The sequence below is a fragment of the Roseivirga sp. BDSF3-8 genome, from assembly GCF_041449215.1.
In the GTDB taxonomy this organism is placed as follows: Bacteria; Bacteroidota; Bacteroidia; order Cytophagales; family Cyclobacteriaceae; genus JBGNFV01.
The window spans coordinates 2226037-2250868 of the sequence record NZ_JBGNFV010000001.1 but is presented as its reverse complement, the minus strand read 5'-3'; the positions used below and the strand labels follow the sequence as shown (position 1 = coordinate 2250868).

Below are 24832 nucleotides of genomic sequence, written 5' to 3'. Positions count from 1 at the left end.
AAAACTTAGGTAAAAAATTAGAACAAATTTTAATCGGTCACATGGACTACTTACCTCAAATCCTTTTCCTGCTGGTATTGGCGGTTACAGCCTTTATCATGTACAAGCGAATCAGCAGGATAAAAAGTACTATTCAGCTTGGACGCCCCCTGGACAGGTCTGATAATCCGGGCGAACGATTCAAGGTGATGACTCTGGTGGCGTTCGGCCAGAAAAAGATGTTTAAGCGAATAGTACCCGCTATTCTTCACCTCTTTCTGTATGTAGGCTTTGTCCTCATTAACATTGAAGTATTGGAGATAATTCTTGATGGTCTTCTGGGTACTCATCGTTTATTTGCGGAACCCGTGGGGTATGTTTATGGCCTGCTGATAAATTTCTTTGAATTCCTGGCGTTTGCCGTTATTGTTGCCTGTGTAATTTTTCTGATCCGTAGGAATCTGCTACCCATACGCAGGTTTAAGGCCCGTGAGCTTACTTCATGGCCTAAGCTTGACGCAAACCTTATCCTGGTTATAGAAATCGTGCTGATGCTCGCCATTCTTACCATGAATGCCACAGATCAGATATTACAGACCAGGGCCAGTGACCTGGCGGCTGCCGGCATGCATGCATACCCAGTTACAGGTGCACTATTCTTTAGCTCATGGCTTGTGCCTCTATTTGATGGCATGAATACTCAAAGCCTGGTAGTAATTGAGCGGGCCGCCTGGTGGTTTCATATTGTAGGTATTTTTGCGTTTGCTATCTACATCACTTATTCTAAGCACCTTCATATATTTCTGGCCTTCCCGAATACTTATTACTCCAATCTGAATCCTAAGGGTGAGATGCGTAATATGGATGAAGTAACCAATGAGGTGAAAATGATGCTGGGTATGCCGGTAGAGGGTGCAGACCAGGCTTCTCCGGCAGAAATTGCGCGTTTTGGCGCTAAGGATATTAATGACCTTACCTGGAAGAATATCATGGACTCATATTCCTGTACGGAATGTGGCCGGTGTACTGCTGAGTGTCCGGCCAACCTGACGGGTAAAAAACTTTCGCCCAGAAAAATAATGATGGATACCCGTGACCGGGCAGAGGAAGTAGGGAAGAGTATTGCTTCCGGGGGGAAAGGCCTGGAAGATGGCAAGTTCTTGCTGGACGATTATATTCAGCGTGAGGAGCTTATGGCTTGTACTACGTGTAATGCCTGCGTGGAGGCCTGTCCAGTAAATATTGACCCGTTATCCATTATACTGCAAATGAGGCGTTACATCACCATGGAAGAGTCCAAAGCACCAGCCTCGTGGAATTCCATGTATAGTAATATAGAAACCAGTATGGCCCCCTGGAAATTCCCTCCTACGGACCGCTTTAAGTGGGCCGATGACCTGAAAAAAGAATCGAGCACTGAAAAATAACGAAGAGGACATGAGCGTAAACGAAATCAAAATACCCACCATGGCGGATATGTCAGCCGCAGGTGATTCACCTGAAGTGCTTTTCTGGGTTGGCTGCGCCGGCTCATTCGATGATCGCTACAAGGCTGTTACAAAAGCGTTTGTTAAAATACTGAACATGGTAGGCGTTTCTTTTGCTGTACTTGGCCCGGAAGAAAGCTGTACGGGAGACCCTGCCCGACGTGCCGGTAACGAATTCCTTTTCCAAATGCAGGCTGTGTCAAACATCCAGGTACTGGACGGCTACAATGTAAAGAAGATCGTGACGGCATGCCCTCACTGCTTCAATACACTCAAAAATGAGTATCCTGCACTTGGTGGAAATTATGAGGTAATCCACCATAGTACATTCCTTCAGCAACTGATAGATGAAGGACGCATACGCCTGAAGGAAGGAGGCGCCTTCAAGGGCCGTAAGATTACCTTTCATGACAGCTGCTATCTCGGCCGGGCAAATAACGTCTATGAAGCTCCCCGCAAAGTAATTGAGGCGCTTGATGCCGAGCTGGTGGAAATGAAGCGCTGCCGCACTAAGGGCCTTTGCTGTGGTGCTGGTGGCGCTCAGATGTTCAAAGAGCCCGAAGAAGGTAAAAAGGATGTCAATATCGAACGTACGGAGGAGGCACTTGCTACCGGTGCTCAAACCATAGCCGTAGGGTGCCCTTTTTGTATGACTATGATGGCCGACGGGGTGAAAAACAAGGAAAAAGAAGGCCAGGTAGAGGTACGTGACCTGGCTGAGCTAATCGCTGAAAGCGAAGGCCTCTGATAAGACTGTGATCCATAGTTAGCCTTTGGAAGTATATCCAAAGGCTTTTTTTATGGGGTAAAATGGGCCGGGCTTGTCATGATATTAAGCACTTGTCAAATGGCTGATGCAGAAACTTATTATCTTCATGCCCGGTTATTTTTTTACCATTAAAAGCCATATGCCATGAATATCACATTTGACGAACTCAGCCCGGATGCAAGAGTCTGGATTTTCCAGGCGGACAGAAAACTTGAGACCAGTGAACAACAGGTAATAGATGATGAAACCGCTCTGTTTGTAAGAGATTGGAAGGCCCACGGAAAGCCCTTGAAGGCAGCCTCAAGATTGTATTACGACCAGTTTCTTGTAATTGCACTTGATGAAAAGGAACAGGAAGCTACAGGATGTGCCATCGATACATCAGTGGCTTTCATAAGAGAACTGGAAAAAGCCCTGCAGGTCAACTTCTTCGATCGATCTAAGGTGGCTATCATGCGCAATGATGAGGTAATGCTCGAAAACCTTAAAGAAATTAAGGATAAAGTAGATAAGGGACACATAACAGAGGACACGCCGGTTTTTAATAATTTGGTGGACAAAAAGAAAGACCTGGATAACCAATGGGTGGTTCCGGCTAAAAAAAGCTGGCTTAACAGATATTTTTAGCTGTAATATTCCGTTAGTTCATTGAAAAATAGTTTTTTAGGGATAATAAATACACTATTAGCTTAAACAGACCCATAGTTTGTCTTATGAGTAGACACTCGCTTTTACTCCTACTCGCGATCGGATTGTTCTTATCTGCCTGTAATGCAGGAAAAATGGCTATCAAAAAAGGTGATAAGAAGATGGATCGCGGGGAATACGATCTTGCTATTGATTACTACCAGAAAGCCGCAGATAAGAACTACCGGAAGGGTTATGCCTTATACAAAGTGGGGGAAGCCCTTAGGAAAGGAAATAAGCTTCATGCATCCGAGCCCTACTATGCAGGAGCTATTGAAGCTGGCTACACGGAAGATAGTGCACGAATGCACTACGGATTTGCCCTGAAGGCAAATCAAAAATACGAAGAGGCAAGAGATCAATTTGATAAGCTCAGTGCATCAGGAACCATTGAGGGGGTCGTTGCAAGAGCTAATAAAGAGCTCACCAACCTTGATAAGCTTGACAAGCTACGTGAAAAAGAGACTTTTTTCAGGGTAAAAAACCTTGAAGAAGTAAATACGGCCACTGCCGATTACTCTCCTTTATACTTTAACAAAAAGCTATACTTTGTCAGTGCGCGTAAGGATGATAAGGTAAGTAAAGCAACAGGCACTCCCTTCACGGATATATTTCAGGTAGACAGTAAAGGTGCTGTGGTGGACATGAGTACCCTTGAGTCTCTCGGCGATGAAGTGAATGATGAAGGTATTCACGAAGGGTCGCTGACTTTTAGCCGAGACGGCCGGACCATGATTTTTGCTAAAGGCAACAGTGGTAAAAGAAAAGGCAAAACGGATGTGCACCTTTACATAACCCGCTACCGGAATCAGCAGTGGTCAGAGCCGGTAATGCTGAACATCAATGACCCTGAAGCCTGGACTTCCACTCCCACATTCAGCCGGGATGGTCGCACCTTATATTTTTCTTCTAACCGCAAGGGCGGATACGGAGGTACGGATATCTACAGTGCACGAATGGACGGACGGGGACGTTTTTCGCAAATAAGCAATCTTGGCCCTGAAATTAATACTGCGGGTAACGAGATGTTCCCTTATGTTTCAGACGAAGGAAAACTTTATTTTAGTTCAGACGGGCACCCTGGTTTTGGCGGCCTTGATCTTTTTGAGGCTGTCAGGGCAGGTGGAAAAATCTCTATCGAGAACCTTGGCACTCCTATCAACAGTAGTTATGATGACTTTGGCTTGTATTTATTTGATCCTTCTAAGGGATGGTTTACCAGTAACAGACCAGGGGGGGCAGGTGATGATGATATCTATACCTTTGTCAATAACGACCCAGACCTGAAAATAGTCAATTACATGCTGGCCGGCCTTACCAAAACGAGTGTGTCAGAGGATTCACTGAGCATACTACCATTAGTAAAGGTAAGGCTGCTGGATGCAGAAGAGAATTTATTAGAAGAAGTAAGTTCTAACAGGAGTGGTCAGTTCTCCTTCAGGGTGTATCCGGAGGAAGACTATGTGCTTATTGGTGAACGTCCGGATTACTTTACTACCCGATTAGAGTTTTCTACAAAAGGCCGGTCTGTGGCTAAGGAAGATCTGACCGAAATGGTTACCAATGTTCGCTTTGACACTACCCTTGTGCTGGACCGGATCGTGCTGGACAGGTCCATTGTACTGGAAAACATTTATTATGATCTTGATAAATGGGACATCCGCCCAGATGCAGCGCAGGAGCTTGACAAATTAGTAAACATCCTGAAAGACAACCCTCAAATAAGGATCGAGCTAAGCTCTCATACGGATGCCCGTGCTGATGATGACTATAACGATGTGCTATCACAACGCAGAGCGGAATCTGCAGTGGAATATATCATTAATCAGGGGATTGAGGCTGAAAGGCTAAGAGCCAAGGGATATGGAGAGCAGCGCCTGATTGTCAAAAATGCTCAGACGGAGGAAGAGCACCAGCGAAATCGCCGTACTGAGTTTAAAGTGATAGAATATAATAAGGACATGGCTAAGCAAGAGGAAGGTGATGAGCAGGAAGGCGATGAGGAATCTTTTGACGAGGACAGGTATTTTAACAATGACGATCAGTAAATAAGGAAAATTTTAGTACATAAAGGCCTCCCCATGGGAGGCTTTTTTATTTTTGCATAAACCCACACATCGATATGCAGGACAGATATGCAAGACGCGGTGTTTCCGCAGACAAAGAGGACGTACATAATGCCATAAAAAAAGTAGATAAGGGCCTTTTTCCTAAAGCCTTTTGTAAGATAGTACCGGACCTGCTATCTGGCGACGAAAACTGGTGCACTATCATGCATGCAGATGGGGCGGGCACAAAGTCTTCCCTGGCTTATATGTACTGGAAAGAGACGGGTGATCTATCTGTATGGAAGGGGATAGCACAGGATGCTATAATTATGAACACGGACGATTTGCTCTGCGTTGGAGCAACGGGGCCGATCCTTTTATCAAGTACTATTGGTAGAAATAAGTCTCTGGTGCCCGGGGAGGTGATCTCAGCACTGATCAATGGCACTGAAGAGGTGTTGCAGATGTTGCGTGATCATGGTATCGATATCATAAGTACTGGGGGAGAAACTGCGGACCTGGGAGACCTGGTCCGTACCGTAGTGGTAGATAGCACGGTAACTGCCAGGATGAGGCGTGATGAGGTGATAAGCAACCACACCATAAAGCCGGGAGACGTTATAGTAGGCCTAACCAGTTATGGACAGGCAACGTACGAAGACGAATACAATGGAGGTATGGGGAGCAATGGCCTGACTTCTGCTCGCCATGATTTCTTTACTAAGGCCCTGGCTCAAAAATACCCGGAAAGCTTTGATCCTTCCGTACCGGAAGACCTTGTATACAGTGGGCATTACGGCCTGACTGACCGCATAGAAGGTGTTTCGCTGGACGCAGGTAAACTGGTGCTGTCACCAACACGGACTTATGCCCCTATTATGAAAAACGTGCTGCAGCAGCTCCGCCATGAAATTCATGGCATTGTGCACTGCAGCGGGGGTGCTCAAACTAAAGTCCTGCACTTTGTAGACGATCTTCATGTGATAAAAGATAACCTATTCGATACCCCGCCGCTGTTCAAAGAAATACAGAAGGCCAGTGGTACAGAATGGAAGGAGATGTATAAAGTATTTAACATGGGCCATCGGATGGAGATCTACCTGGCAGAAGAGCATGCACAGAAAGTAATCGACATTAGTAAGTCATTCGCGGTGGATGCACAAATAGTAGGCTATGTGGAGGCCTCGAAAGGTAAAAAGCTAACTATCCGTTCGGATTACGGAGAGTTTAGCTATTGATACATGTACTTTAAACGCAAAAGAGGCTGGCCATATGAACGGCCAGCCTCTTTGGTATAGTATACGCGCAGTTTCCTTATGGCTTACTGCGGCTGTCTTTTTTCTGCATAGGATTAGCTTCTTTTTTCTCTTTGAAAAGGTCGAAGCGTGATGGCATTTCCTCTTTAGGCCACACATTGTTTGACAGGTCAATGTCGGCTGTCTCTTTCTGCGGATCCATTACGATACGGTCAATGGTTTTCATAGTAGCAAAGACTTTGGTAGCACTATCCTCGTTCATTCTCCACACTTCTGCAGGAATATGCATCTTTTCCATGCTGCCGTCTTCATAATAAAACTCGAGAATGAGGGGCATGACCAAGCCACCTACATTTTTGAAGGTAACCTCATAAAAGTTGTACCCTTCTTTCAGCAGGTTCCTCTCCCTATTATTTAATGTAGAAAGGAACTCCTTATACTCCTGCACATCTGCCTTGGTTACATCCAGATCATCATACTCGTTATAGAAGTCCTTCAACTCAGGTTTACGCTCCACCACTGTCTCAGGCACATCCTTTTCATTATTGATCTGGGTAACGGTCTTTTCGCTATCACGCTGAGAGCGTGCAATAGCATTTTCGATCTCAGGATTCATGGTGTTAAGGGTGTAAAGCTTAACATCTTCTATAGCAATATCGACGGGGTCAATGCTATAGAACCAACCTCTCCAATACCAATCCAAATCTACTCCACTGGCATCTTCCATGGTACGGAAGAAATCTTCCGGAGTAGGGTGTTTGAAAGCCCATCTCTCCGCATACTCTTTAAATGCGTAATCGAAAAGCTCGCGCCCCATCACTGTCTCGCGAAGAATATTCAGGGCTGTAGCAGGTTTCGCATACGCATTGTTACCAAACTGTACAATATTTTCGGAATTGGTCATGATTGGCTCCAGCTGATCCGGGCTACTTTTCATATAGTCCACGATCTTGTGGGCAGGCCCGCGGCGTGAAGGATAATTGCGGTCCCACTCCTGCTCAGTGATAAACTGCACAAACGTATTGAGCCCCTCATCCATCCAGGTCCACTGCCGCTCATCGCTATTTACGATCATGGGAAAGAAGTTATGTCCAACTTCGTGAATGATCACACCAATCATACCATACTTAGTCTTGCTGGTATACGTCCCGTCCTTTTCAGGGCGACCGAAGTTGAAGCAGATCATAGGATACTCCATGCCGATATCAGCAGCATGTACGCTGATGGCCTTGGGGTAAGGATAGTCTATCGTCATTCGCGAATACACCTTCAGCGTATGTGCGACTACTTCTGTAGAGTACTGTTCCCAAAGAGGGTTACCTTCTTTGGGGTAGTAAGACATGGCCATCACGTCTTTGCCATTAATGTCTACAGCCATGGCGTCCCAGATAAATTTACGGGATGAGGCAAAGGCAAAGTCTCTCACACTATCCGCCTGAAAAACCCAGGTCGATTTTTCAGTAGACTTACGTTTCTCGATTTTCTTAGCTTCAGACTCAGTGCGGATGATCACAGGCTTGTCGTAGCTGCTTTTTGCTGCTTCCCAGCGCTCCATCTCTTTGCTGGTAAGCACATCACCTGCATTTTGCAAGGTACCGGTAGCTCCAACCATATGATCTGAAGGCACCGTAATCTTCACCTCGTAGTCACCAAAAGGAAGGGCAAACTCGCCTCTGCCATGGAACTGCTTGTTTTGCCAGCCCTCTACATCACTGTACACTGCCATGCGGGGAAAGAACTGGGCTATTGTGTACAGATAGTTATCATTTTCCTCAAAATGCTCATAGCCGGAACGGCCACCCATATAAAGGCGGTCATTGATATTATATGACCAGTCGATACCAAAGGAGAACTTATCGCCAGGCTTAAGAGGCTGCTCGAGTTCTACCCGCATCATGGTTTTATTTATGGTATAGTCAAGTTCGCTACCATCAGTATTTTTAACGGCACTGATCTTAAACCCACCATCAAAATCATACCCGATGATTCCCTGGAGGTCTTCCAGATCGGTCTCTTCGTCTATCTTGTTGGTGGCGATCTTATATTTGTCAGCATCTTCTGCACGAACATTCTGATCTAACTGCACCCATAGGTACTCCAGTACATCGGGGGAGTTATTTGTGTAGGTGATGGTTTCCGAACCGGTAATCCGCTGATTCCTATCATCCAATTCGATCTCCATTTTATAATCTGCCTGCTGCTGCCAATACTGATGGCCGGGGGCACCACTGGCAGTACGATACACATTAGGGGATCTTAATTCAGGATTAAGTTGCTCAAACTTATTTCCATGATTGGAAGTGCTCTGAGCAAAGGAAAAAAGAGGGGTTAGGGTAATGATTAAAGCGAGAAGTAGTCTACCCATTTTAAGATTATAGTTTACCAAAACTTATTTTCGATCATTAACATAACGGAGATTCCGGCTATGGCAGCGGATATAATGGTATTCCACTGTTTACGGGATACTCCAAAGAGACCAATAAATATAAAGGATATGAATAAAAAAATTGCAACAATAGCAATTTGCCCTACTTCAATACCAAGGTTAAAGGCAAATAATTCCTCACCAATGTCCTTTCTAAGACCTAGTAATCCACGCAGCGCATTGGCGAAACCCATACCGTGAATAAGCCCAAAACCGCCGGCAAAGGCATAGTTGAGTTGCATGTAGGAAGCAGGCCTGCCGAAATCCGACTTAAAAAGATTGCTGACGCTGGTGATGAAAATTGTAACAGGAATGAGAAATTCCACCAGGCTGGTCTTAACTCTTATCACATCAAATATACTGAGGGCCAGGGTAATGGAATGCCCCAGTGTAAAGGCCGTTACTAAAATCAGCACTTTACGCCAGTCTTTTAGCTGATAGATGGCACAAAGAGCAAAAATAAAGATGATATGGTCAATACCATCAATATCGAGAATGTGGTCGATCCCTAAATTAAAATACAGGGAAAATGTGTTCATAAACAGGTTTTCGCTTTGATTTGCGATTTCGAAGCCCCAAAAATGCACAAAAAATAAGGAAGGGACATAACGGGTGCGTAATTTGTAGTATAAAGCAGGAAAAGATTTACGGGTATTTACGAAATGAACACAGCAATTCTTTATATTCTGGCCATAGCAGGCATATTTACGCACCCCTTTCACGTGGCGGTTACAGAAATGAGCTATAATATGAACAGGCAAAGCATAGAGGTAAGCCAGCGTATGTTTTCGGATGACCTGGAGAAAGGGATCAGATCAGCATATGGTATCTCTTTTGATATCCTTGAGGCCAGTCAGGCGGAAAGGGATACACTCATCATGCGCTATATCAACGACAATTTTCATCTGAAAAAGAATAAAAAGCGCTTGACTATACGCTACCTGGGGTCGGAATTTGAGGAAGAGGCTTTATGGGCATATTTTGAAATCCCTGCCTCTGATACTGAAAACCTGTCTTTAAGAAATACATTGCTTTTTAATGAGTTCGACGACCAGCAAAACCTGGTGCATATTGACAGGCAAAAGGATTTGCGTAGCTATATTTTCAGAAGAAGCGATAAAGAACAAGTCATTTTTCGTTGAATGAATATTGCCTGTGAGTTTCCCACTTGCCGTTTATGTTTTTAAGTAAAGTGAGCTCCTTTGCCTCAAAGCTGAAGGAAGCTCCCTCGTCTTTTACCTCCTCCCACGCTTCATTGAACATAGGCTTTTTCAGATCACGGAAAGCTACGGTCATATGTGGCCTGAAGGGGCGGTCTTTATAATTCGCATTAAGCAAATTGAGATTAGTACGCATTCTTCTCACCAGATCTTTCTGAACACTGGCCATCTCATGATTCTCTGACACATTTAAAAAAATGACCCTGGGAGGAAACGCTTCAAAGCCATTGATTTCAACAGGAAAGGGGGTAACCTGAGAAGAAAATGAGCTAAACAACTCGTGTAGTAGGTTTTCTTTTTCCGGCTTCCAGCGAAAGGGCATGTGAAGGGTAATGTGAGGAGGGCTCTTCAAGGCCGCTTTGGTCTTGTATTTTTCATAAAAAGACTCCTTTATTAATGTGACCTCCCTACGGATTTCATCCGGCGGCAGCAAAGCCACAAAGTATAACAAATCCTTTTTTCCTCCCATAGTTTACTGGTAACTGATATCTTTCCTAAAGGGAATTTCTTCCTGATGGTTCGCTCCGGAATGATAAAGATGATTCATTTCTTTATTTATCGGCAGATACCTTTTTAATTTAATCCATGATCATCACAATCATCGGCCTTTTAGCTGCCACACTTACCACTTTCTCTTTTGTTCCACAGGTATTGCATACGCTACGAACCAATGACACCCGTGGTATATCGCTTGGCATGTATAGCGCCTTTGTGATTGGCATCGCCTTATGGCTGATTTATGGCATCGTAAAAAATGACTTACCCATTATTCTGGCAAATTATATCACTATTCTCCTTTCGGGAGCCATATTGATCATGAAATTAAAAAACCGGAAAAAGGACCGTGACCACCGGCAGTATTCCGAAAAATAAAAAACTATGCGTAAGAGCGAAGGACCCTTCTGGATTGAGCAACTATCCCTGAAAAAGCATCCTGAAGGTGGGTGGTATAAAGAAATGTACCGGGCAGAAGGAAAAATCTCTGATGAAAAGGCTTTGTCTCACTATGGATCGGCAAGGCATTACTATACATCTATCTATTTTTTGCTGAATGAGTCAGAAATTTCAGCTTTTCATCGACTGCGTAGCGATGAACTGTGGTACTACCATGCGGGCTCCAGCCTTACGCTATATGTGATAGACCAAAAGGGGAGCCTTAGCACCCATATTCTGGGGCCTGGTGTGACTAGGGGTGAACATATGCAATTACTGATACCTGCAAACAGCTGGTTTGCAGCAGAGGTGAATAATCCGCTTTCTTATACCCTGATGGGCTGCGCAGTAGCTCCGGGTTTTGAGTTCGAGGATTTTGAATTGGCAGATGGCAGTAGGCTAGCTGAAGCTTATCCTGAACATGAGGCCCTCATCAGGCGGCTCAGCGTCAATTAATAGTCTTTACATTAATTTCAGACCGTATTTACAACTGTCCATTGCAGGGATATAGCGGAACGTTTATTTTTTGCTGTTAATACCGACTCTTATATATGACTTACAAATCAATTATTGCGGCTATCTTTTTCTTTGCTCTCGTCTTTCCGGCAGGAGCCCAAAGCCTTAAAGCCCCATCAGAATTTCTGGGCTATCAGTTGGGGGAGCGTTTTACGCACCACTACCGGGTAACTGACTACTATGAACATGTAGGTGAGCAAAGCGACCGTGTGCAAGTAAAGGAATACGGACGTACTTATGAGTACCGCCCGCTCTTACTGGCCTACGTATCCTCACCTGAAAACCTGGAGAGGCTTGAGGAAATAAGAACGGATAACCTGAAAAGAGCAGGTATCTTACCCGGTCAGCCGGAAGGGGAGCCTGTTGCTGTAGTATGGCTTAGTTACAATGTACATGGCAATGAGTCGGTAAGTACGGAGGCTGGCATGGCAACCTTGTATCACCTGGGTAATCCTGCCAATGAGGAAAGTCAGGAATGGCTTAAAAATACTGTAGTTATACTTGATGCATGTCTGAATCCCGATGGCAGAGAACGGTACGTAAACTTTTACAATCGTGTATCAGGTGCCACATACAACCCATACCCTATGGCGGCTGAACATATGGAGCCATGGCCTAATGGCAGGGCGAACCACTATCTTTTTGACCTGAACCGTGACTGGGCCTGGCAGACCCAAAAGGAGTCGAAAGCGCGCCTGGAGGAGTATAACAAATGGTTACCTCATGTGCATGCGGACTTTCATGAGCAGGGTATAAATGAGCCTTACTACTTTGCTCCGGCAGCAGAACCTTTTCATGAGGTGATCACTCCTTTCCAGCGGGAGTTTCAGACCAGAATAGGAAAAAACCATGCCCGGTACTTTGATGAAAATAATTGGCTCTATTTTACCCGGGAACGTTTTGACTTATTCTACCCCAGTTATGGAGACACTTACCCAACGTACAATGGGGCCATTGGTATGACCTATGAACAAGGTGGCAGTGGCCGGGCGGGCCTTGGTGTGATTACGGCTGAGGGCGATACGCTAACGCTTAAAGACAGAATAGCCCATCACCACACGGCAGGGTTGAGCACGGTGGAAGTAACCAGTAAAAATTCCGGGGAGGTTTTAACGGAGTTTGAAAGGTTTTATGATGAGGCTGTCAGTAACCCTGCAGGGAAGTATAAAGCGTATGTGATACGTGGCGAAGAGAACCCTGACAAGGTAAATATGCTGACAAAATGGCTCGGACAGCAGGGCATTGAGTATGGCTACACCACCCGTGGAAGCCGCCTGAGCGGCTTTCGCTACCTTACCGGACAGCATAACGCTTCCTTTACTACGAGCGATAAAGACATCGTCATTAGCGCCTATCAACCTAAGAGCACCCTACTAAGTGTGCTGTTTGAGCCGGAAAGTAAGCTGGTAGACTCTGTAACCTATGACATAACGGCTTGGGCGGTACCTTATGCATACGGCCTTGACACCTATGCTCTCACAAAGAGACTTGATGCTCAATCCACCACTGGCAGGGATGATACGACTAAAAAAATCGATCTTTCACAGGATGCTTATGCCTACCTCATTCCCTGGCAAAGCCTTGAGGATTTGAAAACCCTCTCTCACTTACTAAAGGAGGGTGTAAAGGTTCGATATGCTGAAAGGCCTTTCAGCATTGACGGAAGGGAGTATGGCCGGGGTACGTTAATCATAACCAGTACCGGAAATGAATCCATGGGGGGTAAGCTGGCTACTATCCTTACTGATCATGCCAATGAGACGGGTCAGGAGATAATACCGGTTACCACCGGGTTTGTTACGAGTGGATCGGACTTCGGATCGGATAGAGTAAGGTATATGGAAAAGCCGTCTGTGGCCTTGGTGGCTGGAGATTACGTCAGTTCACTGGCTTATGGTGAAGTGTGGCACTTTTTCGATCAGCAGATTGATTACCCTGTGACTACTTTATATACAGATTATATCTCTGAAGTGAACCTTTCTGACTTTGATGTGCTGATTATGCCTAATGGTTACTATGGCCAGTTCCTAAATGATGAATTCAAGGGTAAGCTTAAAAACTGGATACGTGAGGGGGGCCGGCTTATACTTATGCAAAATGCGCTATCAGCATTCGCAGATGAGGACGGGGGAGCGCTACAGTCATTTGCTTCTGAGGAGGAGAAAAAACGCTTTGAGCAGAAGGAAAAAGAAAGGTCAGAGAAGGAAATACTGAGTAAATACGAAGACCGCGAAAGACAGTTTATCCGTAACTATATTCCTGGCAGTATATACAAAACCCGGGTTGATAATACCCACCCTCTGGCTTTTGGATACCCTGACACATACTTCACGCTAAAACTCCCGGGGAATAATTATGCCTACCTGCAGGATGGCTGGAATGTGGTGTCCCTCCAAAGTGCTTCGGATAAGATTAGTGGCTTCTCAGGAAGCATTGCCTCTGAGCGGTTGAATCAAAGCCTGGTCTTCGGTGTGAAAGAAATAGGCAACGGCCGAATTATTTATATGGCAGATAATCCCCTGTTCAGGGCTTTCTGGCAGAATGGCAAGCTGCTGTTTGGTAATGCAGTATTCTTTGTGGGGCAGGATTAAACCTCAATCAAAAGGCTCGATGCGGGGCTTTGGATTAAAAAGGTCTTGAAAGGCAAAGGGTGCCGATAAGGAAATATAGAACTGCAGTGCCGACCCTCCCAGGGGTGGTGCCGGATACAGGGTGGTATGAAACTCAATGGTCCGGAATACGAGGCTCTCATTTCTGATACGGCACCCGGCTCCTACCCCTGCATATAGCTCACCACGGGGGCGGTCCCGGTCTTCCGGCAAGGCCCCCATATCTACGAATCCATAAGGGGCAAACCTGAACCCATATAGGGACCCGGGGGTAAACCAGACACTCTCTATGGAGCCACTCCACAAGGTTCTGAGGGCCATACCTTCTCCATGCAGTCCGCGAATATCATCATCAAGCTCGTCCGTTTCAGGAGCAAATGCATCCACCCCCTTGTTTACCTGTAGTCGGGCAAAGTTTCGCACCCTGGTACTCCCTACCAGAAGTATGGGCATGAAATAATCTACCCTGTATCTGTTAGCTAAACCTGACCATTCTCCGTTTTCTCTTAAGCCACCCATCCCATAGTTGAAGTGTATATACCCGATCGGAGGATAGTAAAAGGCCCACCCCACACGGCCGCCCAGGTAGGGTCTGTTGCCAAATTCTGAAAAGTCTCTGCCAGCGATCAGCGAAGCAGAATACCCTACGGGTAAATCCTCTGTAATTCCGAATGCGAAAATATAATTTGACTTAAGGTATCTCCGGTATTGATAGGTAAGTGAGGTCAGGACAAACTGACGGTCCTGAAACCTGATATTGCTATCAGCCTTTACTTCCGGTCTCTTTTGAAAATCATAATTACCTAGCCGCAAAGCGCCGGTGAGGGTTCTCCTGCGCTGTTGACCAAATGTAATGGCGCGACCAAACCAGCCATCCTGAAACTGAAACGAGACCGGTGAGAAGTAGGTGGTATCTGCATATATCCGGCTCTCGCGTCTGGAAATACTTCCTGCTTCAAACCCTCCACCATATTCTGTAAGAGGGCTAATAAAAGGCTTAGAAAAAGTCAGAAGTTTTCTCTCTTCTAACCAGTTATCTGCCAGAGAGAGACTTACCTGTGTAAAGGAATGCCCGAGATTACGACTTGTGAAGGAGGCTTCATAACCGTTAGGTTGCTGCGAGTTTCGGTTTCTGACATAGCCTGCCTGTATCTGGTTTCCCGAGCCACCGATATTTCTATTAACAAGTAAGAGACTATAGTTTCTAAACCCATCGAAGCGGCCTGTGAATGACAATGGAAACCGTGGCTGAATCACTATGGTAGCACTTACTTCTCCGGGCTCACTCAAGTCATTTAAGACATAAATGCGTGCATCGCGGACATAGGGCAACTGTCTCAGAAGCCTCTCACTATCCGCAATAATGAATGGGTCAAGGGTATCACCGACTGTAAATAAAATGTTTGCCAGGATCAACCGTTTACTTGTAGGAGGTAGTACACGGTTCAGAAAGCTTTTGCCTTTGGTTTCTCTTGTGGTATCAATAATATCACCGCCGATTATAGGCACCTCTTCCACAGAGACCTGATTGATGATTCCCCGCCTGTAGGGTTCATAGTAGATTTCACTTTGAACGATGGTATCGGATCGATAGATATCCTGAGCAATAGGCCGGAAAAAAAGCCGGAAAAGCTCTGCGGTAATGCCGTCCTCCCCTGCTTCATTTTCAAGTGAATCATAAAGTGCAGCGCTCCGGTAATAGGGGTTTGGTCTTACCTGCCAGCTTTCTCCTCCCGGAATCACCATGACGGTATCACGATAGGGGACAATCAGCGTATCATGAAGGATGATCATCTCGCTTCTCCTGACCCGCACAGAATCGGGCTCACCGGGCACATCCACAGGCACCTGGGCAGCAGCGGTTACACTGATAATACAGCAGAGGTAAATAATATGGTAAGACCTCCGAAAGGAAGATGAAAAGTAACTCAGTATTCTCTCAATATCGGTCATGCACAATTCGGGATTGCCTTATTAGTACCTAATGTATGACCTTTTGTTTTATTAGATAATAAACATAAGGGACCTGCCAATGGCAGGTCCCTTAATTTGTTAATATTTAGTAAAACACTAACGGGTTTGAGTTGAGAAAAGTGATTTGTGTTATAAGAATAGCTAAACACCTATTTTTCACTTGGTTAGCTATTCACAGATCTAAAGCTATAAATCACCTTGGGGTGAAAATGTTTGAAAATCAGAAAATTAAATGAGGGGTGGAGACAAAAAAGGCAGTGTAAGCTATCTGCGAATTACCGCTGACGTTACACTGCCTTGTACCGAGAGCGGGACTTGAACCCGCACGGGCATAACTGCCCACAAGATTTTAAGTCTTGCGTGTCTACCAATTCCACCATCCCGGCATCAGATGCTCATCTGAGCACTGCTAAGGGTCTTACTAAATAGATAGAGCAATATACAAAAAATGACCGGCCGTAACCGATCATTTAACCCTTTAAATCTAATTGAGCGAAAGACGGGATTCGAACCCGCGACCCCGACCTTGGCAAGGTCGTGCTCTACCAACTGAGCTACTTTCGCTTTTATGCCCTTCTAGTTGCCTGAAGGGATTGCAAAGGTAATAAGTGGAATTTTATTTTCAACCTTTTGCCATATTTTTTTTTTACTTTTTCTCCTCCATCAGCCCTTTTAGTTCATTAAGCTTAAGAAGGGCTTCTACCGGAGAGATAGTATTGATATCAAGTGCCTCCAGCGCTTCCTTAGCTTTTTCCATGCGCGGATCTATTTCAAAGAGGCTGAGTTGATAATTATTTTTGGGCATTTCCCTAAGTCTTTCCTGCCGCTTATTGTGCCGGATTTTATCCTTTTCCAAGTGATGCATAATATCTGCAGCGCGAATAACCACCTGGTTAGGCATTCCAGCCATTTGTGCCACATGAATACCAAAGCTGTGCTCACTTCCGCCCTCTTTGAGCTTCCGCATAAAAATCACCTTATTTCCTACTTCTTTTACAGAAACATTGAAGTTACGTACACGCGGAAAATCCTCGGCTATCTGATTGAGCTCATGGTAGTGGGTGGCAAATAAGGTCTTGGCGCGAAATTTAGGATGGTTATGAAGGAATTCCACTATGGACCAGGCTATGGAAATGCCATCGTAGGTACTAGTGCCCCTGCCTATTTCATCCATCAGCACCAGGCTACGGTCAGACAGATTATTTAAAATACTGGCGGTTTCGGTCATTTCCACCATAAATGTGGACTCTCCTCTTGCCAGGTTATCTGAAGCGCCTACCCGCGTAAATACCTTATCTACCATGCCTATAGTAGCGGCCGTGGCAGGCACAAAGCTTCCCATCTGTGCCATAAGTACGATAAGGGCTGTCTGGCGAAGCAGTGCAGATTTACCGGCCATATTGGGCCCTGTAATGATCATGATCTGGGCCTCTTTGGTATTAAGCGTCGTATCATTAGGCACATACTCCTCCCCTGCAGGCAACTGCCTTTCAATCACAGGATGGCGACCATCTGTAATTTCCAGCTCATACCCTTCTGAAATTACCGGCTCGCAATAGCGGTTTGTACGCGCCTTGCAGGCAAAACTGATGAGACAGTCGAGAGTGGCCAGTATACGTGCATTTTGCTGCACCTGAGAAATGTAATCTACAGCAGCAAGCACTAATTCGGAGAACAGGCGCTGCTCTATCTGCACCATTTTCTCCTCAGCGGTCAATATTTTCTCCTCATACTGTTTCAGCTCTTCGGTAATATAGCGCTCAGCGTTTACGAGGGTTTGCTTTCGAATCCACTCGGAAGGCACCTTATCTTTATGAGCATTGGTAACCTCAAGGTAATAGCCGAATACTTTATTATAGGCGATCTTCAGGGAGCTGATACCCGTTTTTTCCATCTCACGGCGCTGGATCTGTACCAGGTAGTCTTTCCCGCTAAAGGCAATTTTACGCAGATCATCCAGTTCAGCGTCTATTCCATCACGGATAAGGTTTCCCTGATTTGATACGATGGGAACCTCATCCTGTAATTCGGTCTCTATTTTGTCAAGCAAATATTCGCATAAATGAAGCTGATCTCCCAGTCTGGTAAGGGTGGCTTGTCCTGAGCCAGAGAGACGGTTTTTTATGGGGACTGTATTTTTGAGAGCCTTTTTTAGCTGGAGCATTTCCCGGGGATTAATCCTCCCCACAGCCACTTTGGAAATCAGTCGCTCTACATCGCCTATGAGTTTTAGGTGCTGCAGCAACTCATCGCGAAGTTCATCCTCATTGAGCAGGGCCTTGACCATACCAAGCCGTTCTTCAATGGCTCTTTTTTCCTTCAGAGGAAGGACTACCCACTTTTTCAGCATACGCCCCCCCATAGGGGTCACTGTAGCATCGATTATGTTTATCAGGGGTATACCTCCATCCTGCTGAGGGTAAATAAGCTCCAGGTTCCGTATGGTAAACTTGTCCAGCCATACATATCGATCCTCTTCTATACGACTTAGAGAGGAGATATGACTAAATTCTTTGTGCTCCGTTTCTTTCAGGTAGTGTAACACGGCACCGGCGGCCACCACGCCCAAAGGAATATTCTCCACACCAAATCCTTTGAGGTTTGTGGTCTGGAAATGAGCCGTCAGGGTTTCGTAAGCATAATCGTGCTGGTATACCCAGTCTTCCAGCCCAAAGGTGTTATACTGATCACGAAAATATTTCTGAAAGACTTCTTTTTGCTGCTTGCTAAAGATTACTTCACTAGGCTGAAACCCTTGCAGAAGCTTATCTACATATTCCGGGGTACCCTCTGCGGTCATAAACTCACCGGTACTCAGGTCCAGAAACGATATGCCGACCACATCTTTTCCAAAGGATACAGAGGCCAAAAAGTTATTCTGATTTTTCTCAAGGACGTGGTCATTGTAAGCCAGCCCGGGGGTAACTAATTCAGTAACCCCTCTTTTCACTATTCCCTTTACGCTTTTTGGGTCTTCCAACTGATCACAAATGGCCACACGGTGTCCTGCACGTACCAGTCGTGGCAGGTAACTTTCCAGGGAGTGATGGGGAAAACCAGCTAACTCTATATGTGAAGCAGCTCCGTTTGCCCGTTTAGTTAATACGATTTCCAGTACCTTGCTGGCCGTAACAGCATCTTCCCCAAAAGTCTCATAAAAATCTCCGACCCTAAATAGCAGTAAAGCACCGGGGTACTTTGCCTTAATGGCATTGTACTGTTTCATCAGAGGGGTTTCTTTTGCTTCCTTTTTGGATTTTTTAGCCATATGGGATCGTATCAGGGCAAGACCCTGCCTTTGCTTTGCTAAAAGATTATAGTTTTGTACCTGAAGTATCGCGTTAGCCGGCCTTCACTTATTTTCCTGGTTATGAGAAAACTGAAAACGGAAGAGCTGCAACGGCTCAGTATCGAAGAATTCAAAATTAAGAAAAAAATCCCATTGGTTTTGGTGCTGGATAATGTCCGGAGTATGGCCAATGTAGGCTCCACTTTTCGTACAGGTGATGCCTTCCGAATCGAAAAAATTTTACTTTGTGGCATTACAGCTCAACCGCCTCATCGTGAAATCAATAAAACTGCTCTTGGCGCCACCGATTCTGTGGATTGGGCCTATACGGAAAACACCACAGAAGCAATTAGTGAGTTGAAAAAGGCAGGGTACACAATTGCAGTGGTGGAGCAGGCAGAAGGCAGCACGGCCCTTCAGAGCTTCATGCCTGATCCTGCTCAGAAGATTGCTGTAGTTTTTGGCAACGAAGTCTTCGGTGTTTCTGACGAAGTTATAGAATTAGCTGATGTGGTTTTGGAAATACCCCAGTATGGGACGAAGCACTCTCTGAATATATCTGTCACTGTAGGAATAGTGACCTGGGATATTTTCTCTAAAATGAATCCTCCTGTCGACTGATGAATTTTTAATAGGTAAAACCGAGAGTCAGGTAGATGCTTCTGCCATCGGCAGGAATAATACCCGGGCCGGGATAGCCATCGGCCCGCCTTGTAAAGTACTTATTATCTGTCGCGTTATTTACTCCCCCCGATAAGGTGAACTTGCGATAGGAATACCTTGCTGAGATATCCACAACATAATAGCTAGGGATAACCCCGGACACGGCAGTGGGGGTAAATTCCGTATTGAACGCATCGGTGTAGTGCTGGTGAGTATAACTGAACTGGCTGCTAAGGGAGAAATTACCTTGGCTGTAGTTGAGCCCGGTGCGTAATGTGAATGGACTTACCAGCTCCAGTTTTTTTCCTTTGGTACTTACATTCCCTTGCTGATCTTCTAGGTCAGGCAGGTTACTGCTCAGGTATTCGGCATTAATAAATGCCGCATTAACAAAAAGGTTGAGGCCGTGCCTGGAGCCTTTCCCTGCGGCGAGCCTCCATATATCTGCCTCAGCAAATGCCTCTATGCCAGCGCTGTAGGCATTACCGACATTACTGCGGTATCGCTGGTCAATGTTCAGCACAGTATCTATGCGGTTTACGAACCCGATGCGGTCGTTGTAGCGAAGGTAAAAAGCGCTGACATCGTAATTAATTAACCCATCCCTCTCTGAGCCTCTAATTCCCAAATCTATATTGAAGCCCCGCTCGTCTGTAAGGTTTTCATCCACCCTGACATTCTCATTTACCACCCTCAGATCGCTAAACGTAATGGAACGGAAGTTTTGGCTAAAGTTTCCGTAGAGCTCACGGTCTTCATTAAGCTTATAACTCAGGCCTACACCGCCGAGTACAAAGGCTCTCTCGTTATTCTTGCTTTCGTCAAACCGGTTATCTGAGATGATATTACCCGCAAAATCTCTCACAACCTGACGGTAAAAGCCCTCGGACCGGGTCCTGATGTATTCCAACCGCACCCCGGGGGTAATACTGAACTTTTGAGTTACGTTAAATATGTTTTCCGCAAACAGAGCCAGGTTACGATTAGGGAAGTCGAAGTCGCTGTTTTCAAGATTGTCCGGGTTCAGAAACCTGAAATCTGTATCAGCACCATCACTGGCATCTCCCTGCTTACGGTTAGTGTGGCCCGTATAGAAACGGGTACCCACCAGGAGTACGTTCTTTTGACTACCCATCGGATAATGGTGCATCAGGCGGGTTTCGTTACCATAATTACGGTAGCTATCACTTAGTAATGTACGATTCCCTCCAAGGTCTACCATGGTGATACGGCTGAGATTGCCCAGGGCCTCACGTCCTGAGTACAGGAAAAAATTGCGGCTATTAATCTTTGTACGGTCGGAAAGGCGGTAGTCAAGCGTAAGCGATGCCAGATTCCAGTCTACCATGAAGAAGTTACGGTCACGCTTGCTTTGGCGGGGATCATTTTGAAAGTCCACATCGGTAAGTCCACCTGGCTGCTGGGCAAGATAATGCATGTAGGTAAAGTCCGAACCGATAGTAAGCTTATCGGATAGGTCAACACTAACGGCACCATAAGCCATGTCCAGATCAAACCCACTATTTGGTCGCCAGCCGTCGCCTCGCTTGTGCTGGTAAAACCCATAGTAGTTTACCTTTCCCACCTGTCCGCCTACACTGTTAAATGAGTTAAACAGGCCAAATGACCCGATGGTCTGACGGCTTGTAAAGCTAAACTTTCGATCTTCCGGGCCACGCTTGAAAACGAAATTCAGCATTCCTCCAAATTGGGTGCCATACTGAAGAGAAGCAGCACCACGCACCAGCTCTATTTGTTTGAGAGCTTCGAGCGGTGGGGTATAGTAGCTCTCGGGGTACCCAAGAGCATCTGCGCTGATGTCATAACCGTTTTGCCTCACATTAAAGTGGCTGGTACGATTTGGACTCAGGCCCCGGGCACCGATACCCAACTGAAGACCGGCTCCGTCACTTTCCCATATCAGCAGGCCAGGTACCTTGGCAAAAGCCTGACGCGGGTTATTTGTCGCCAAGTTAGCCGTAATATCTTCCAATACGATTACTTCGCTTTTCTTGGCTTCATAGATACCCATACCTTCTACTGAACGCAAGCGCCTGATGCCATAGCTCTTTTCAAGTATATCAGATATTACTACCTCTTCCAGCTCTTCGCTAAGTTCTGAAAGTGTAAAGTTAACTTCTACCGAACCGCTGCGCTGGTTTACTTCTTTTACCTGGGTTTCTGTACCGGGGTAAAAGACCACCACCCTTACCACTTCAGAAATAACATCTTCCAGCCTGTAGCGGCCGCCGTCATCAGTAGTGGTAATCACGGAAGTATTTTCAATGAAAACAGAGGCCTCCTCTACAGGCTCACCGGAAGGTGTAAGCACCTTTCCATACACTGTGAGGTCGCCCTGGCGAGCTATCACAGTTATGCATGTACACAAGAGAAGGACCAGCAGGCCTGTACGTTTGTTAATCCTCATCCACCCCGTTATTTTCTGCCTCAGCTACCCACTCCGGTTGCATTACCATATTATTTAGCGGCAATATCCAGTCTTTAGGAAACAGGTTTTCCTGCCTGGCCGCAAGGTTTACCTTTGGATCTACCAGAAGACGGCTTCTCCTGCCATTAAGCGTCACCCACACTTCGGCTCTCACTTCAGGGGTTTTCATGCCCTGCTTTTGGTAATAGGAGGCCAGAAAAGATGCATACTCCAGTACCATGTCTGGCTGCATTGCCATTTGTTTTTCCTGGTGGGCATTGAGAAACTCACTATTCACCACTACGCCTTCTTTACCCGTTTCAGGATTACGCACAAAAAATGTAGCTGTACCGGCTTTTTCCATCAGCATCACCCGCCACCCAAAGCGATAGCCTTCTTCTGTCCAAAACATATTACCAGGGTACAAAAGATAGCGCCAGGGAAGTGCTATCTGTATCGTAAAATAGATTAGTAAAAAAGCAGCATAGAGGTTCCTGCTACCGACAGCAGGTTGCCATGAAGCTGAAAGGGACTCAGTCGCCCTCAGCCTGAATGCCTCGCGTACCCGGCGAATAAGCTTTATATGGAAAGACTCACTGAAAAATATCAGCGTACACAAAATCATGACTAAGGGAAAGACCCCGATCTGAAAAAAGTAACCTGTAAGGCTATGGAAGGCTACCACGGCAGCATAGGCCAGCCATCGGGTGCGCCTTATTAATAGTAGAAAGGGGATAAATACATCGTACAGCATTCCCGCCCAGCTAAAAACATAGGCTGCCCAGGTCTGGCGCAGTAGTGGCCCGATTACGGGCATGTTATCCTGTGCTGGCAGCCAAATACGCAGTGGCATCGCATGTAATAGCCAGTCTTCATTTATTTTCGCTAACCCGGCATAGAAATATACAATGCCAAGTTGTGCCTGAAATATACCTATTACCCAGAAGGGTACTGTTGTCCGCTGGGAGCCGGGGTTACGTAACACATCGATTGAAAAATAGCGGTGGGCAGGAACTACCGCCAACAACAGGGCTACAATACTAACGAAGTAGTAGTGGTTGAGGTAGTAAGTCTTATCAATGAGCTCGATGTAAGTAAAAACCAGGAAAAAGAGCGGGGCGGAAATACGGTACCACGCTCCTATCATAATGCCTATTCCGCTCAATAGCAGTACACCGAAAAGAGCATACATGCCCAGGGCAGGTAAGGCTTTCACCCACTCAAACCCGTAGTAGGTAAAATGCATGACCGGCTCTACGTACTGCTTATCTATCCAACCTAATGAAATAAATCTGATGGTACTGATGGTCATAGCAAGCCCAAACAGCACCCTGAAAACGGCCAAAGGCGCGATGTGTACATCGCGCCGCAAAAAAGATCTTATGTTCTGAAAGGGCCGTTGCATCCTGGTCATTTAGTCACCGTCTCCACTACTATAGGTGATACTGATGCCCAGTCGTGAAGACAGGTCACTTTTAAAGTAGCGGGTGTGTTGCTGCAAGGCAGTATAGGCATCTGCCACTGCCTGCTGATTAGATACCACACTTTCGGAAAGTGGCTGCTGAGAGGGAATAGCATTCATGGTGGCCAATAAATTACTCCATGAAGCTTTAGTGTCCTGCGCAAGCTCTGGCCCGCCGGGCACACTGGCAAGGTATTCTTCAAACCCGACTGCGTCGGTACCATTTGCCCCCCGGCCATACCAGATATTTTCTACGGCTTCCAGGCTATAAAAGGCATATTGTAAAGACTGCTTGCTGTAATATGCCTCCGTCGTACCGGGAGCAGGGGCCTCCTGACCCGGGCGTGTTCCTGCCGGCAGACCTATCTTAAAGTTTTTGACAAGCTCAAAGTACCGGTTAAATTCATTGAATAGCAGGGAAACAGAACTTCCCGGCGAAGTACCGTCATTGGAGATAAATGAGGATAGGTAAGTATCCCATCCCGCATCGACCTCATTTACCCGGGTATCAATGTCATCTACTACCGCCACCAGGTATTTACGGCGGTTATCATTTTCTGCCCCGCTAAAGTCAGCAACCACAGTAGCCTCATCCTTTCCGTTACCGAACAACAGGTATTCAGCGGTTAAAAAGCCCCGGGTATCTCTATCCAGCGTATTCATTGCCAAATCACCTGAAGTAATCTTTTGCTCCACCAGCGACACATCCACAGGCCATGTAGCTATCAACACTGATAACATACCCACATTAGTATCGGCGGGACCAAAATTATATGGTGCGGCATACTGCCAAGCTGTAAAGGCACTCTCCCAAGCTGTTCGGGCTGCCATCAGGTTACTTACAGTAGGATCAGCAACAAAAGCATCTATAGCAGTACTCAGGGCTCCGGTTTCCATGTCCAGCTCCTCGTAAGCAGGCACGATAAGGTTTGTGCCAATATTCTCCAGCATAGCCTGCCGGTCAAACTCACTAACGCCCTCTCCACCATCGTCTGAAGAGCAGGCCTGAATTAGCAGGATAAAAACTGCCAGACTATAGATATAAAGCTTAGTATGTCTCATTGATTTCACCTGGTTATTTAGCAAG

General features: G+C 45.9%; 18 protein-coding genes and 2 tRNA genes. 10 read left to right on the top strand and 10 right to left on the bottom strand.

The features are described 5' to 3' along the window. The first annotated feature begins 41 nt into the window (after positions 1 to 41). The 5 genes from AB9P05_RS09190 to AB9P05_RS09170 all read left to right on the top strand — a co-directional run bounded on the left by AB9P05_RS09190 (position 42) and on the right by AB9P05_RS09170 (position 6208). The gene (locus AB9P05_RS09190) at positions 42 to 1406 is read left to right on the top strand and encodes a 4Fe-4S dicluster domain-containing protein (RefSeq protein WP_371908529.1); all 1365 of its coding nucleotides are present in this window, start codon (positions 42 to 44) and stop codon (positions 1404 to 1406) included. Between the two features lie 10 nt (positions 1407 to 1416). Beyond that, positions 1417 to 2214, top strand: a complete 798-nt coding sequence (locus AB9P05_RS09185; protein ID WP_371908528.1) for a (Fe-S)-binding protein — start codon at positions 1417 to 1419, stop codon at positions 2212 to 2214. A 165-nt stretch (positions 2215 to 2379) separates the two neighbouring features. Beyond that, positions 2380 to 2862 carry a hypothetical protein gene (locus AB9P05_RS09180; protein ID WP_371908527.1) on the top strand — a complete coding sequence of 161 codons (483 nt, stop codon included), beginning with the start codon at positions 2380 to 2382 and terminating at the stop codon, positions 2860 to 2862. 86 nt (positions 2863 to 2948) lie between these two features. Next, positions 2949 to 4970, top strand: a complete 2022-nt coding sequence (locus AB9P05_RS09175; RefSeq protein WP_371908526.1) for an OmpA family protein — start codon at positions 2949 to 2951, stop codon at positions 4968 to 4970. 74 nt (positions 4971 to 5044) lie between these two features. Continuing rightward, positions 5045 to 6208 (top strand): AIR synthase-related protein, encoded by a 1164-nt coding sequence (locus AB9P05_RS09170; protein WP_371908525.1) that lies wholly within the window; start codon positions 5045 to 5047, stop codon positions 6206 to 6208. A 76-nt stretch (positions 6209 to 6284) separates the two neighbouring features. Here AB9P05_RS09170 and AB9P05_RS09165 read toward each other — a convergent pair whose 3' ends face one another. Both AB9P05_RS09165 and AB9P05_RS09160 read right to left on the bottom strand, forming a co-directional pair. Further along, positions 6285 to 8591: a M1 family metallopeptidase gene (locus AB9P05_RS09165; protein WP_371908524.1), complete on the bottom strand. Its 2307-nt coding sequence runs from the start codon at positions 8589 to 8591 to the stop codon at positions 6285 to 6287. Positions 8592 to 8605: 14 nt separating this feature from the next. Beyond that, the gene (locus AB9P05_RS09160; protein ID WP_371908523.1) at positions 8606 to 9364 is read right to left on the bottom strand and encodes a HupE/UreJ family protein; all 759 of its coding nucleotides are present in this window, start codon (positions 9362 to 9364) and stop codon (positions 8606 to 8608) included. 24 nt (positions 9365 to 9388) lie between these two features. Here AB9P05_RS09160 and AB9P05_RS09155 point away from each other — a divergent pair, with 24 nt between their 5' ends. Then, positions 9389 to 9793: a DUF6702 family protein gene (locus tag AB9P05_RS09155; protein WP_371908522.1), complete on the top strand. Its 405-nt coding sequence runs from the start codon at positions 9389 to 9391 to the stop codon at positions 9791 to 9793. Here the strand turns inward: AB9P05_RS09155 and AB9P05_RS09150 are convergent. Beyond that, positions 9780 to 10340: a 2'-5' RNA ligase family protein gene (locus AB9P05_RS09150; protein ID WP_371908521.1), complete on the bottom strand. Its 561-nt coding sequence runs from the start codon at positions 10338 to 10340 to the stop codon at positions 9780 to 9782. The genes AB9P05_RS09155 and AB9P05_RS09150 overlap by 14 nt on opposite strands. A gap of 116 nt (positions 10341 to 10456) precedes the next feature. On the opposite strand from AB9P05_RS09150, the gene AB9P05_RS09145 reads away from it, so the two are divergent. The 3 genes from AB9P05_RS09145 (at position 10457) to AB9P05_RS09135 (ending at position 13911) form a co-directional block, all read left to right on the top strand. Then, positions 10457 to 10744 carry a SemiSWEET transporter gene (locus tag AB9P05_RS09145; RefSeq protein ID WP_371908520.1) on the top strand — a complete coding sequence of 96 codons (288 nt, stop codon included), beginning with the start codon at positions 10457 to 10459 and terminating at the stop codon, positions 10742 to 10744. 6 nt (positions 10745 to 10750) lie between these two features. Next, positions 10751 to 11260: a cupin domain-containing protein gene (locus tag AB9P05_RS09140; RefSeq protein WP_371908519.1), complete on the top strand. Its 510-nt coding sequence runs from the start codon at positions 10751 to 10753 to the stop codon at positions 11258 to 11260. A gap of 95 nt (positions 11261 to 11355) precedes the next feature. Then, positions 11356 to 13911, top strand: a complete 2556-nt coding sequence (locus tag AB9P05_RS09135) for a M14 family metallopeptidase (protein ID WP_371908518.1) — start codon at positions 11356 to 11358, stop codon at positions 13909 to 13911. Positions 13912 to 13914: 3 nt separating this feature from the next. Here AB9P05_RS09135 and AB9P05_RS09130 read toward each other — a convergent pair whose 3' ends face one another. The 4 genes from AB9P05_RS09130 to mutS form a co-directional block, all read right to left on the bottom strand. Next, complete coding sequence (locus tag AB9P05_RS09130) at positions 13915 to 15882, bottom strand: hypothetical protein (RefSeq protein ID WP_371908517.1); 1968 nt, start codon at positions 15880 to 15882, stop codon at positions 13915 to 13917. Between the two features lie 321 nt (positions 15883 to 16203). Further along, a tRNA-Leu gene (locus AB9P05_RS09125) sits at positions 16204 to 16289 on the bottom strand. Positions 16290 to 16394: 105 nt separating this feature from the next. Further along, positions 16395 to 16467 (bottom strand) — tRNA-Gly (locus tag AB9P05_RS09120). A gap of 82 nt (positions 16468 to 16549) precedes the next feature. Continuing rightward, entirely contained in the window at positions 16550 to 19171 is a 2622-nt protein-coding gene (gene mutS, locus AB9P05_RS09115; RefSeq protein WP_371908516.1) for a DNA mismatch repair protein MutS, read from the bottom strand. Between the two features lie 102 nt (positions 19172 to 19273). Between mutS and AB9P05_RS09110 the strand changes: the two genes are divergently transcribed. Beyond that, a complete protein-coding gene (locus AB9P05_RS09110; protein WP_371908515.1) occupies positions 19274 to 19813 on the top strand; it encodes an RNA methyltransferase in 540 nt (179 codons plus the stop codon). 7 nt (positions 19814 to 19820) lie between these two features. Here AB9P05_RS09110 and AB9P05_RS09105 read toward each other — a convergent pair whose 3' ends face one another. From AB9P05_RS09105 to AB9P05_RS09095, 3 genes are read right to left on the bottom strand one after another with little or no spacing between them, the layout of a single operon-like run. After that, positions 19821 to 22283 carry a TonB-dependent receptor domain-containing protein gene (locus tag AB9P05_RS09105; protein ID WP_371908514.1) on the bottom strand — a complete coding sequence of 821 codons (2463 nt, stop codon included), beginning with the start codon at positions 22281 to 22283 and terminating at the stop codon, positions 19821 to 19823. Continuing rightward, the gene (locus AB9P05_RS09100) at positions 22273 to 23655 is read right to left on the bottom strand and encodes an HTTM domain-containing protein (RefSeq protein WP_371908513.1); all 1383 of its coding nucleotides are present in this window, start codon (positions 23653 to 23655) and stop codon (positions 22273 to 22275) included. The genes AB9P05_RS09105 and AB9P05_RS09100 overlap by 11 nt, the downstream gene beginning before the upstream one ends. Positions 23656 to 23697: 42 nt before the next feature. Continuing rightward, on the bottom strand, positions 23698 to 24807 hold the full coding sequence (locus AB9P05_RS09095) for an imelysin family protein (RefSeq protein ID WP_371908512.1): 1110 nt from the start codon (positions 24805 to 24807) through the stop codon (positions 23698 to 23700). Between the last annotated feature and the right edge of the window lie 25 nt (positions 24808 to 24832).